The 11,510-nt window shown below is 56.4% G+C and carries 10 protein-coding genes and 1 riboswitch; of the genes, 5 read left to right on the top strand and 5 right to left on the bottom strand.

The window, feature by feature from the left end; genetic code table 11:
• The gene (locus ABLU87_RS07650) at nt 1–738 is read left to right on the top strand and encodes a molecular chaperone (protein ID WP_122117805.1); all 738 of its coding nucleotides are present in this window, start codon (nt 1–3) and stop codon (nt 736–738) included.
• Between the two features lie 2 nt (nt 739–740).
• Entirely contained in the window at nt 741–1,796 is a 1,056-nt protein-coding gene (locus ABLU87_RS07645) for a pilus assembly protein (protein WP_122117806.1), read from the top strand.
• Between the two features lie 74 nt (nt 1,797–1,870).
• On the opposite strand, the gene ribB is transcribed toward ABLU87_RS07645, so the two are convergent.
• The gene (gene ribB / locus ABLU87_RS07640) at nt 1,871–2,524 is read right to left on the bottom strand and encodes a 3,4-dihydroxy-2-butanone-4-phosphate synthase (protein ID WP_004854262.1); all 654 of its coding nucleotides are present in this window, start codon (nt 2,522–2,524) and stop codon (nt 1,871–1,873) included.
• Nucleotides 2,525–2,629: 105 nt separating this feature from the next.
• A riboswitch (FMN riboswitch) is annotated at nt 2,630–2,781 on the bottom strand.
• 120 nt (nt 2,782–2,901) lie between these two features.
• Here ribB and ubiK point away from each other — a divergent pair.
• Nucleotides 2,902–3,183, top strand: coding sequence for a ubiquinone biosynthesis accessory factor UbiK (gene ubiK / locus ABLU87_RS07635; RefSeq protein WP_004854265.1), 282 nt, complete (start codon nt 2,902–2,904; stop codon nt 3,181–3,183).
• 53 nt (nt 3,184–3,236) lie between these two features.
• On the opposite strand, the gene glgS is transcribed toward ubiK, so the two are convergent.
• From glgS to ABLU87_RS07615, 4 genes are all read right to left on the bottom strand, one after another.
• A complete protein-coding gene (glgS, locus tag ABLU87_RS07630; protein ID WP_004854266.1) occupies nt 3,237–3,446 on the bottom strand; it encodes a cell surface composition regulator GlgS in 210 nt (69 codons plus the stop codon).
• Nucleotides 3,447–3,719: 273 nt separating this feature from the next.
• On the bottom strand, nt 3,720–5,153 hold the full coding sequence (gene hldE, locus ABLU87_RS07625) for a bifunctional D-glycero-beta-D-manno-heptose-7-phosphate kinase/D-glycero-beta-D-manno-heptose 1-phosphate adenylyltransferase HldE (RefSeq protein WP_014226884.1): 1,434 nt from the start codon (nt 5,151–5,153) through the stop codon (nt 3,720–3,722).
• Between the two features lie 58 nt (nt 5,154–5,211).
• Nucleotides 5,212–8,046 (bottom strand): bifunctional [glutamate--ammonia ligase]-adenylyl-L-tyrosine phosphorylase/[glutamate--ammonia-ligase] adenylyltransferase, encoded by a 2,835-nt coding sequence (glnE, locus tag ABLU87_RS07620; RefSeq protein WP_048260455.1) that lies wholly within the window; start codon nt 8,044–8,046, stop codon nt 5,212–5,214.
• Between the two features lie 24 nt (nt 8,047–8,070).
• Nucleotides 8,071–9,369: an inorganic triphosphatase gene (locus ABLU87_RS07615; protein ID WP_122117494.1), complete on the bottom strand. Its 1,299-nt coding sequence runs from the start codon at nt 9,367–9,369 to the stop codon at nt 8,071–8,073.
• 214 nt (nt 9,370–9,583) lie between these two features.
• Between ABLU87_RS07615 and ABLU87_RS07610 the strand changes: the two genes are divergently transcribed.
• Together ABLU87_RS07610 and ABLU87_RS07605 are read left to right on the top strand one after the other, a co-directional pair.
• The gene (locus ABLU87_RS07610) at nt 9,584–10,204 is read left to right on the top strand and encodes a TIGR04211 family SH3 domain-containing protein (RefSeq protein ID WP_014226886.1); all 621 of its coding nucleotides are present in this window, start codon (nt 9,584–9,586) and stop codon (nt 10,202–10,204) included.
• Between the two features lie 60 nt (nt 10,205–10,264).
• Nucleotides 10,265–11,506, top strand: a complete 1,242-nt coding sequence (locus tag ABLU87_RS07605; RefSeq protein ID WP_122117493.1) for a multifunctional CCA addition/repair protein — start codon at nt 10,265–10,267, stop codon at nt 11,504–11,506.
• The last annotated feature ends 4 nt before the right edge of the window (nt 11,507–11,510 follow it).

Here is an 11,510-nt window from a genome sequence, read left to right as displayed (position 1 = left end):
ATGATGAAAATTAAGACATTTGCGAAAGGACTATTCTGTTTGTTGAGTACCAGCTTTGCGGTAAATGCCGCCGTGTCGCCCGACAGAACCCGCATTATTCTTAACCAGTCGGATAAGAGCGTCTCCGTGCGCTTGACCAACCAGAGCACAACGGCCCCTTTCCTTGCCCAATCATGGATTGAGGATAAGGATAATAAAAAATCCCGAAACTATATTACTGCTGTTCCGCCAATGGTGCGCCTCGAGGCGGGTGAGCAAGTACAGGTTCGCCTGATTCCTCAGCCAACGTTGACGCAGCTTCCGGCGGACAGGGAATCGCTGTTTTATTTCAACGTGCGCGAAATTCCGCCGCGCTCGGAACAGAAAAACGTCATGCAAATTGCCATGCAGAGCCGCATTAAAATTTTCTGGCGACCAAAGGCAGTCGAAGTGAAGAACGGGCAGGTGAATCTGACCGGTAAATTCGATATTAGCCGAACGGCCAGCGGGTTAACGTTAAAGAACAACTCCCCCTACTTTATCACCGTGGGTTATATCGGCACGAATGGCAAAACGCTGCTGCCAAAAACATCCAGCATGATGGCTGAACCGTTTGGCCTGGCGTCGCAGGAGATTAAAGACCTGCCGGCTAATTTCCAGGTGGGCTTTATTGGTGATTACGGCGGGCTGAATATGTTTAAAGTCAGCTGTAATTCGGTACAAATGGTATGTCAGTCTGAACCGGCGAAAAGGGGCTAATGATGAAAAAAACATTTATTTTTTTTACTTTGCTGATTTGCCTTTTTTCATCATCATCCTGGGCAATCGATTGTTATCAAAATAACAACGGTGGACAACATCTGGTTACTACAACACTGCCTTCATTTACCGTACCTGCAGACGCACCTGTTGGCAAAAAAATCTGGGAAAGCGGAGATATGACCGTAACCGTTTATTGTGATGAAGCCACCCACAACAACAAAGATCCCAAATCGTCCTGGTCAGAAAACGTTTATGCTTATATTCTCGACAGTTTCCATAACACCGATAGCCTGATTATCAATAATCCTTATCTGGCATTTGGTGTAACCTATAATGGCGTGGATTACGATATACCGAATACAAAAATCAATACCGGAGCATGCCTTGATCAAATGAATGACTTCGATTATTCATATACGCATAAAGCATGTAATGGTCATACAATCCAGAAAAACACGACATTTTCCGCTCGTTTTCGCTTATACGTTAAGCTAAAAGCGATTCCACCTTCACAGATAGAGTATACTTTCCCTGCGGTCACCGTATTAGCCTTCGATGGTTCTGGAGGAATCAACCAGCTGGCGACTGCAAAAAACTTGCACTATGATATTAATGGGCTTTCAAATATTCATTTTTTAGATTGTAGCGTTGATATTAAAATTTACCCCGAATCACAAATTATCGACTTCGGTCAAATATCTGACAATGTTATATTAAAAGAACCAGCCAGGAAGCCATTTAGCATATCCACTATTAAAAATGAAGCGTTGGGATGCACCGAGAAATTTGATGTCAAAACCAGCTTTTATACTAATGATACGCTATACGATAATACTCATCTGGATATGGGAAATGGTCTTCTGATGCGCATTAACGACAAAACAATTAGCAGCGATATCGTGTATAATCAATATCAAAATTTTGCAACCTATAGTCCAGGTAGCGCTACGACGGTAACCCATGACTACATTGCAGAGTTGACGAAGCATCCAACAAAAAGCCTTGTGGAAGGGCCTTTCAGCAAAGATGTCATTATAAAGATTAACTATCAGTAGCTTTCTTCAGGAGCTACTCAACAATAAAGCCGGGATACCCCGGCCTTATCATTTTTTTAGCGCAACGACTGCAATCAGCTGGCTTTACGCTCGTGTTCGCGACGGTAGGCCACTAAATCTTCAATCGTGACCACTTCCATATTGTGCTGCTGAGCAAACTCGATGCACTGCGGCGCACGCGCCATAGAGCCGTCGTCGTTGGTCAGTTCACACAGTACGCCCGCCGGTTTGAGGCCAGCCAGCGTGACCAGATCGATGGTTGCTTCAGTATGGCCGCCGCGGGTCAGAACCCCGCCAGGCTGCGCGCGCAGCGGGAAAACGTGTCCAGGGCGGTTCAGGTCGGACGGCTTCGCGCCATCGGCAATTGCCGCGCGCACGGTGGTCACGCGGTCAGCGGCGGAAACGCCGGTGGTCACGCCTTCAGCGGCTTCGATGGTCACGGTAAAACCGGTACCGTAGGCGCTGGTGTTGTTCTCAACCATCATTGGCAGGTCGAGCTGTTTACGGCGATCTTCCGTCAGGCACAGGCAGACAATGCCGCTACCGTGGCGAATGGTCAGCGCCATCTGCTCAACGGTCATGGTTTCAGCGGCGAAAATCATATCGCCTTCGTTTTCACGGTCTTCATCGTCAAGCACCATCACACCGCGGCCTTCGCGCAGTGCATCCAGAGCACGTTCTACACGTTCAAAAGCGGTACCAAAAGAGGAAAGTAGCGTCTGATTCATGGTAAAAAAACCTCATTAATTGTATGGTTACCAGAATCAGGGCAGTCTTAGGAGCGCCGGTTTAGCGGCAAAAGTCAACGCAAGCGGGTACAAACCCGGCTGAGCCGTTACTCTCTCCCATCCGGACTCTAACCGTCGGCCCCGGAATTACACCGGATCTGCTGACCTTTCTGCATTCGCAGAAAGCGCTCGCGGGCTTTCAACGCTATGGTTGATTTACCGCCGGTGGGGAATTTCGCCCCGCCCTGAGAATAAGCAAAGCAACTATAACGCTATTGACTATCGTCGGCAATGCATAAGCTTCAAACATTTATGGTTTATAGGCGCCGACGATCGCACTACAATGAGCGGATAACCGACCAGAGCAGGAAACCACCATGATTGACCCGAAAAAAATTGAACAAATCGCCCGTCAGGTTCATGAATCAATGCCGAAGGGGCTCCGCGATCTGGGGGAAGACGTGGAGAAAAAAATCCGTCAGGTGCTCCAGTCGCAGTTAACTCGCCTGGACCTGGTAAGCCGCGAAGAGTTCGACGTGCAGACGCAGGTGCTGTTGCGCACGCGTGAAAAGCTGGCGCTTCTGGAGCAGCGTCTTAACGATCTGGAAAACCGTTCGCCGAGCGCGCCGGCAGCGCCGGACGTCGAAGAGAAACCGTAAAACAAGCAACGGGCCGTCAGGCCCGTTGTCGTATCTGTACTGCGGTAAGTAGATTAGTGCTCCAGCTCCGCTTCTGGCGTCATGGTTTTATTCGCCTGGCGGCAGTAAAGTTCATAGCGTTGACAAAACCATTCGCGATGCGCTTCATCCATATTACCAACAATGGCCTGAAGATCGACGGGCTGACCTTGTGCGTTCATTCTGGCGAAGCTCTGGGCCAGAAAATCAAAATTCTTCATTAAATACATATCGTTTTTCTTCATACGCATACTCCTTCAGCCGTTGGTGTTCTGATTGGTCATATGCTTTTTACTGACTTCAGTATTTATCCTTACCTTAGCTTTTTTTGTACGAAAAATGCGCCTCAAATGGCGATTTGTTGAGCCAAATCATTTATGCCGTCATTAAATAAAAAGAGGCCCGCGATTAGGCGATCGCGGGCCTCTTTTGTCCTGTTTCGCAGCGTTATCGCCGGTTACGCCTCGGTTAGCGCGATAATTCCGGACATACCGCCGCTACGGTGCGAAGAGAAAACATTACTGTTTGTTATCTTTCTGGATCTTCTTGATGATGTTGGTCGTCGAGCAGCCATCTTCAAAGTTGAGCACCAGCACCTCGCCGCCGTTTGCCCAGACTTCTTCGCTACCGGCGATCTGTTCCGGCTTATAGTCGCCGCCTTTCACCAGCAGATCCGGCAGAATTCCGGCAATCAGACGCTGCGGGGTATCCTCTTCAAAAGAGACCACCCAATCGACGGCTTCCAGCGCGCCCAGCACGATCATCCGCTGATCCAGCGGGTTGACCGGGCGAGAGTCGCCTTTCAGACGCCGGGTTGACGCGTCGCTGTTCACCGCAACGATCAGCCGATCGCCCAGCTTGCGCGCGTTAGCCAGGTAGGAAACATGGCCCGCGTGTAAAATGTCGAACACGCCGTTGGTCATCACCACTTTCTCGCCGCGCTTGCGCGCCGCGGCAACCGCCAGCTTCAGCTCTTCTTCGCTCATCACGCCAAAACCGGTCTCGGAGCGCCCGCGCACCGCGTTCTCCAGTTCGATAGGCGAAACGGTAGAGGTACCGAGTTTACCGACCACGACGCCCGCCGCCGCGTTGGCAAAGTAGCAGGCCTCTTCCAGAGTATTGCCGGAGGCCAGCGTCGCCGCCAGCACGCCGATGACCGTATCACCCGCACCGGTAACATCATAGACTTCCTGGGCCTGAGTGGGCATATGCAGCGGCGGTCGCCCCGGCTGCAGCAGCGTCATCCCCTGCTCGGAACGGGTCACCAGCAGCGCCGAGAGGTCAAAATCGGCGATGATTTTCATCCCACGCTCAACGATCTCTTCTTCATCCTTACATTTACCCGCGACCGCCTCAAACTCTGAGAGATTAGGCGTCAGCAGGGTGGCGCCGCGATAGCGTTCAAAATCCGTACCCTTCGGGTCGATAAGCACCGGGACGCCCGCGTCGCGAGCCAGCTTAATCATGGTCTGGACGCTGGTCAGCGCGCCTTTGGCGTAATCAGACAGCACCAGCGCGCCAATGGAGCTCAGCGCCTGCTGAATACGCTCGTGCATCGGCTGCGGATCGACGCCGGAGAAACCCTCTTCAAAATCGAGACGAATCAGCTGCTGGTTGCGCGACAGCACGCGCAGTTTGGTAATCGTCGGATGGGTCGGGACGGACACAAAGTCGCACTTCACGTTGACGTCCGCCAGCGCCTTGCTTAACGCGCGGGCGGCATCGTCAATCCCGGTCAGGCCAACCAGACGAGAGGTCGCGCCGAGCGACGCAATGTTCATCGCCACGTTTGCCGCGCCGCCAGGACGTTCTTCGATATTTTCCACCTTCACCACCGGCACCGGCGCTTCCGGCGAAATACGGCTGGTGGGACCATACCAGTAGCGGTCCAGCATCACATCGCCAACCACCAACACTCCTGCACGTTCAAACTCTGGCAGCGTTACTTTCATTCCTCTCTCCTGCGAGACGCAAACTTTGCGCGCGATAATAGCACACCCGGTTTTTTAGTTAAGCCATCAACCACTTCTGCCAGCTGGCGCTGACCTGTTCACGCTCCTGGCTAAACGCTTCTGGCGCCACGTTCCCCGGCTGCTCCTGCAGCGCCAGGTGATGGAGCGCATCGCGCAGCGTGGTGTAAGCGTGAGTTAACGCCCTCGCCTCTGCCTCGTCCATAATGTCGTTCTGCGCCAGCAGTTCCAGAATACGGACGTTATCGGACCAGCGCGTGAGCTTCGGTTTATCACTGGCATAGCGTAGGACCAGATACTGGGTAATAAATTCAATATCCGTGATACCCCCGGCATCGGCTTTAATATCAAAGCGATCGTGATGCTTATTCCCCAGGTGAGCGCGCATTTTTTCGCGCATTTCCCGCACTTCGGTCTGCAGTTTTTCGCCTTCTCGCGGGGTCGTAAGAATATCCCGACGAATGGCGTCAAAGCGCGCCTGTAGCTCAGGATCGCCATACACTACGCGGGCGCGAACCAGCGCCTGATGCTCCCAGGTCCATGCCTCATTTTGTTGATAATCAGCAAAGGCATCGGCGGTGGTCACCAGCATGCCCGCCGCACCAGAAGGACGTAAGCGAGCGTCCACTTCGTACAGAATGCCCGACGAGGTGCGAGTGCTGAAAAGATGCATGATGCGCTGCGCCAGCCGCAGATAAAACTGACGACCGTCGATTTCGCGCTCGCCGTCGGTCATCACCTCCATCGGACAATCGTGGAGGAACACCAGATCGAGATCGGAACTGTAGCCCAGCTCCCAGCCCCCCAGCTTACCGTAGCCAACCACCGCAAAACCGCGCCCCTGGCGATCGTGCAGGTGCGTCGGCTGCCCGTAGCGGGCCACCATCTGCAGCCAGGCCTGCTGGACCACCGCGTCAATCATCGCCTCCGCCAGCCAGGTTAAGTGATCGCTCACTTTCATCACCGGCAGGGTTCCGGCGATATCGGCCGCGGCGATATGCAGCAGCTGCGCCTGCTTAAACTGGCGCAGCGCCTCCAGCTGCTGCTCTTCATCATCTTCCGGTACGCGCAGCAGATACTGGCGCAGTTCATCGCGATAGGCATCGGTGGCCGTTGGCTGATAAAGCGTATTCGGGTCCAGCAGCTCGTCCAGCAGCAGCGGATGGCGAGCCAGCTGGCTGGCGACCATCGGCGACGCCGCGCACAGGCTAATCAGGTGCTTTAACGCGCCGGGGAATTCGCTCAGCAGCTCCAGATAGGTTGTGCGGGTGACAATCCCGGTGAGCAGCGGCGTAATGCGCGCCAGCGGCACCGGGGCATCCGCGCGCGAGCAGATTTCGCTGAGCAGATGCGGCATGAGCTGGTCGAGTACCTGACGGCCGCGCGGGCCAATCGTGCGCCGGTCCAGCTCTTTACGAAAATCGGCGATCAGCGCCAGCACGCTGCGGCGATCGCTGTCGGCGAGATGCGCCAGCGCCGGGCTGGTATCATCCTCCTGCAGCGCGTCCTGCCACAGTTCGCGCCAGTACTCTTCAAGCTGTTCATCCGGCGACTGGGTTTCATCGTCGCCGATCAATTCATTAAACACGCGCCGCACGTTGGCCATCTGCTCCGCCAGCCGCGCGCTGAGCGTATCCCAGTCGGCAGCCCCCATCCCCCAGGCCAGCCGTGCGCGATTAAGTTCATCCTGCGGCAGGGTTTGCGTCTGCTCGTCGTTGATGCTTTGCAGCAGGTTTTCCAGGCGACGCAAAAACAGATAGGCTTCGCGCAGCCTCTGCGCATCCCCTTCCGGCAGCAGGTGCAGCTCTTCGATGGCGGCCAGCGTCGGCAGCAAAGCCCGCTGTTGCAGCATCGGTTCGCGTCCGCCGCGAATCAGTTGGAAGACCTGGACGATAAACTCCACTTCGCGGATGCCGCCCGCGCCGAGCTTGATATTGTCCTTCAGTCCCCGACGGCGCACCTCACGGGCGATCATTCCCTTCATGTTACGCAGAGACTGAATCACGCTGAAATCAATATAGCGGCGGAAGACAAACGGCCGCAGCATGGCGCGCAGCTCGCTGGCGTAAACGCCATCGTTATCGCCCATGATTCGCGCTTTCACCATCGCGTAGCGCTCCCAGTCGCGCCCCTGCTCCTGGTAATAATCCTCCAGCGCGGCAAAGCTCAGCACCAGCGGGCCGCTGTCGCCAAACGGGCGCAGGCGCATATCCACGCGGTAGACAAAGCCATCCTGGGTGGGCTGATCCAGCACCTTAATCAGGCGCTGCCCGAGGCGGGTAAAAAACTGGGCGTTGTCCAGCTCGCGACGGCCGCCGCGCGTGGCGCCATGCTCCGGCCAGGCGAAAATCAGATCGATGTCGGAGGAGAAATTCAGCTCGCCGCCGCCGAGCTTGCCCATCCCGAGGATCAGCAGCGGCTGCGGCGTACCTTCAGCATTACACGGAGTGCCCCATTCACGGCAGCAGGCGGCGTATAGCCAGTCGCGCGCGGCGACGATTAAGGTCTCCGCCAGCGCGCTTAGCTGCTGCAGGCTGCTCTCTTCGCTGACCAGCGATAGCGCCTGGGCCCAGGCGATACGCACCATGATCCGACGGCGAAACTGGCGCAGCTCGCGCATCAGCGCGGCTTCATCATTAACCTCGGCCAGGCGAACCTGCAGCCATTCGGCATAGTGATGCCACTCCTGCGCCTCGGGGGGCGCACTTTCAAGCTCCGCCAGCCACTGCGGCTGCGCGATCAGACTCTGTTCGACGAAATCGCTAAAGGCCATGACCGATTGCGCCCGATCGCTCAACGTCGATACGGGAAAATCCGCTGGTAGCCGGTCTGCGACCGTCTGCCAGTGCTGCTGTAATTGCGAAGAAAGCGGCATCTTAGGGGCTCCCTGGCCTGAAAATTATCGTTTTCCACTATGCAGCCAGAACGGCTCCGCGGCCAGCGCCTGGCGACGAAAATATTCGATGACGCTGCTGTCGTTATGCGCAATCGCCCGGCGGGTTTCTTGCCAGTTTTCCAGCCACGGCGCGGCAGCGTCGATATAAGCTCCGGATAGCAGCTGAACGGTGTCAATTTCACGGGTCAGGCGCGGAAGCTGATCGACATAACCGTCAGCGGACGGCTGGCGGAAGGCGTTTTTCAGCTCCGCCGCCGCTCTGGAGAGCTGAATATCCGCGAAGCGTTTAAACGAACCGGCAATTTTCTGCTCTCCGGCTGCGTTCAGGAAGGGACGCCAGCCGCGGTTTATCAGCAGATCGGTGAGCGTCAGCTTGGCTCTGACGGTCGCCACGCTGAAAAGCGCCGCCTGGGCGGTTTCGGCCTCCGCCAGCGCCGCCTCAGCTTCGCTCAGACGCTCACGCAGCAGCGTGGTGGCCTTGCGCGGGACAATACCGCCAAACAGCACCAGCGCGTGCCGCACGCGGGCGATAGCGTGCAAAATCTCCGCTTTCGCTTTTGCATTGCCGCGATTGAGGAGTTCATCATGATACAGCCAGTGCGCCAGCGCGCTTTCCAGCGCCGCTTCCAGACCCTGCTCGACGCAGGCCTTCGGCGCGACGCGAAGGATCGTTAACGCGGTCAGCGGACGTTCTTCATTGCCCTGCGCCAGATGATAACCGCGCGCCGCCTTGCTCAGGCTGCCCTGACGCAGTACGCCGGTATCCAGCAGGCGACGGGCAAGGGTCAGAATGTCCTGCGTAGTACCGGACAGCAGTTCCAGCTCCAGTTCACAAATCGGTTCCTGATGCTCGCCGGCTTTAACTTCGCCGCGGTCAAGCGCGATTTCAATTTCGCTGTCGCCTTCTTTGACCACCCATCTTTCACGCTCAAAATCGGTGCTGAAAAGCGGCTGTACGTTCTGTGCGAGCGCCGCCGGCAGTTCCCTCTGCGGCCAGACCTCAGCCGGCAGTTTCTCCAGCGCCAGCTCCGGGGTGTCCAGCGGAATGTTGTATTCCGGACGCTGATGCAGGCCGCCGACGACGCGCCCGGCGATTTTCAGCGTCATTTCATAGCGCCCCTGGTCGCCGCGAATGCGCAGCCCCATGTCGTGGCGGCGCAGCCAGTTATCCGCCGTTTCATAGTAAATATTCAGCAATTGACCCGCTGGCGTATGCTTTGCCTCCAGCGCGTTGAGGTGCTGACGCAGCGCGTCAACGCCATCCTGAGCGACGATAAACTTTAATTCGATTTCTTGAGCCATGACTGAATTCTTCCGCTTATATGCTGTGCCGGGAAATTGCGGCGAACTAACAACGATATTTCTTGTCAGTAAATAGTATTTTGCGGCGAATCGCCATGCAATGCGCATTTTGCCGGGCCACCTCCTGGATGATTCCGATTGTGGCGGAAAACTTTGCGTCGCTTCGGCGATGCCACTACTATCGTTCAACTTTTTATGACCAAACGATGACCTGATGCCAAAATTACGCCTTATTACATTGACTTTGCTGGCGCTGAGCGCCGCCACGGCGGTTCACGCGGAAGAAAAACGTTACGTTTCAGATGAACTGAATACCTGGGTGCGCAGCGGTCCGGGCGATAACTATCGTCTCGTGGGCACCATCAACGCCGGTGAAGAAGTCGCGGTGCTGCAAACCAACGACAGCACGAACTACGCTCAGGTACGCGACAACAGCGGCCGTACCGCCTGGATCCCCTTGAAAGAGCTGAGCAACGAGCCCAGCCTGCGCACCCGCGTGCCGGATCTGGAAAACCAGGTCAAAACCCTGACCGACAAACTCAACAACATCGACACCACCTGGAATCAGCGCACGGCGGACATGCAGAAGAAAGTCGCCGGTAGCGACGCCGTGATAAACGGTCTGAAAGAAGAGAACCAAAAGCTGAAAAATGAGCTGGTTGTCGCGCAGAAAAAGGTAAACGCCGCAAATCTGCAGCTTGATGACAAACAGCGCACCATTATCATGCAGTGGTTTATGTACGGCGGCGGCGTGCTGGGCGTCGGCCTGATCCTCGGACTGGTGTTGCCGCACCTGGTACCGAGCCGCAAACGCAAAGACCGCTGGATGAACTAATTCGTCTTCTCTGCCAGACTTACGTATCATCGTAAGAAAATAAAGACGGGAGAGTGAGGCGTGAAGGTTTATCTGGTCGGTGGTGCAGTACGAGATGCGTTATTAAGGCTACCGGTTAAAGACAAAGATTGGGTCGTGGTTGGCGCCACGCCTCAGCAACTTCTCGACGCGGGCTACCAGCAGGTAGGCCGTGATTTTCCCGTGTTCCTGCATCCGCAAAGCCGCGAAGAGTATGCGCTGGCGCGCACCGAGCGCAAGTCCGGCTCCGGCTACACCGGCTTTACCTGCTATGCCGCCGCTGACGTCACCCTTGAGCAAGACCTGCTGCGCCGCGATCTGACGATCAACGCGCTGGCCCAGGACGTCGACGGCCAGATTATCGATCCCTACGGCGGCCAGGCTGATTTACGCCAGCGCCTGCTGCGTCACGTCTCGCCCGCCTTTAGCGAGGACCCGCTACGCGTCCTGCGCGTGGCGCGTTTTGCCGCCCGCTATGCGCATCTGGGGTTCCGCATCGCCGATGAAACCATGGCGCTGATGCGCGCGATGGCCGAGGCCGGCGAACTGGCGCACCTCACGCCTGAGCGGGTATGGAAAGAGACGGAAAGCGCCCTCTCTACCCGCAATCCGCAGGTCTTCTTCCAGACATTACGCGACTGCCGCGCGCTCAAGGTGCTGTTCCCGGAAGTCGACGCTCTTTATGGCGTACCGGCCCCGGCTAAATGGCACCCGGAAATCGACACTGGCCTGCATACGCTGATGACCGTCACCATGGCGGCGATGCTCTCGCCCGAAGTGGATGTCCGTTTTGCCACCCTATGCCACGACCTCGGGAAAGGGCTGACGCCGAAAGCGCTCTGGCCGCGCCATCATGGTCACGGTCCGGCTGGCGTTAAGCTGGTCGAGCAGCTCTGCGCCCGTTTGCGGGTGCCAAACGAGCTGCGCGACCTGGCAAAACTGGTCGCCGAATTTCACGATCTGATTCATACCCTGCCCATCCTGCAGCCGAAAACGCTGGTCAAGCTGTTCGATAATATCGACGCCTGGCGCAAGCCGCATCGTGTCAGGCAAATCGCGTTAACCAGCGAGGCCGACGTGCGCGGGCGCACCGGCTTTGAAGCCTGCGATTATCCGCAGGGTCGCCTGCTGCTGGAAGCCTGGGACGTTGCCCGGTCGGTTTCAACTAAAGAGGTGGTGACGGAAGGTTTTCAGGGCGTTGAAATTCGTGAAGAGCTGACGCGTCGGCGGATTCAGGCCGTCGCCCGCTGGAAAGAAAAGCGTTGCCCTCAGCCGCGGGACTGAGGGC

Origin of the sequence: Klebsiella sp. CB_Kp196, from assembly GCF_040061575.1 — a bacterium.
Classification (GTDB): Bacteria; Pseudomonadota; Gammaproteobacteria; order Enterobacterales; family Enterobacteriaceae; genus Klebsiella; species Klebsiella michiganensis.
Note: the sequence above shows the minus strand (reverse complement) of the source record. Positions and strands in the feature narration are given on the sequence as shown.

What these genes read in the sequence shown, in the direction of transcription:
- ABLU87_RS07645 (WP_122117806.1), top strand. Translation starts at nt 741, where the DNA reads ATGAAAAAAACATTTATTTTTTTTACTTTGCTGATTTGCCTTTTTTCA.
- glnE (WP_048260455.1), bottom strand. Translation starts at nt 8,046, where the DNA reads ATGCCGCTTTCTTCGCAATTACAGCAGCACTGGCAGACGGTCGCAGAC.
- hldE (WP_014226884.1), bottom strand. Translation starts at nt 5,153, where the DNA reads ATGAAAGTAACGCTGCCAGAGTTTGAACGTGCAGGAGTGTTGGTGGTT.
- ribB (WP_004854262.1), bottom strand. Translation starts at nt 2,524, where the DNA reads ATGAATCAGACGCTACTTTCCTCTTTTGGTACCGCTTTTGAACGTGTA.
- glgS (WP_004854266.1), bottom strand. Translation starts at nt 3,446, where the DNA reads ATGAAGAAAAACGATATGTATTTAATGAAGAATTTTGATTTTCTGGCC.
- ABLU87_RS07615 (WP_122117494.1), bottom strand. Translation starts at nt 9,369, where the DNA reads ATGGCTCAAGAAATCGAATTAAAGTTTATCGTCGCTCAGGATGGCGTT.
- ABLU87_RS07650 (WP_122117805.1), top strand. Translation starts at nt 1, where the DNA reads ATGATGAAAATTAAGACATTTGCGAAAGGACTATTCTGTTTGTTGAGT.
- ubiK (WP_004854265.1), top strand. Translation starts at nt 2,902, where the DNA reads ATGATTGACCCGAAAAAAATTGAACAAATCGCCCGTCAGGTTCATGAA.
- ABLU87_RS07610 (WP_014226886.1), top strand. Translation starts at nt 9,584, where the DNA reads ATGCCAAAATTACGCCTTATTACATTGACTTTGCTGGCGCTGAGCGCC.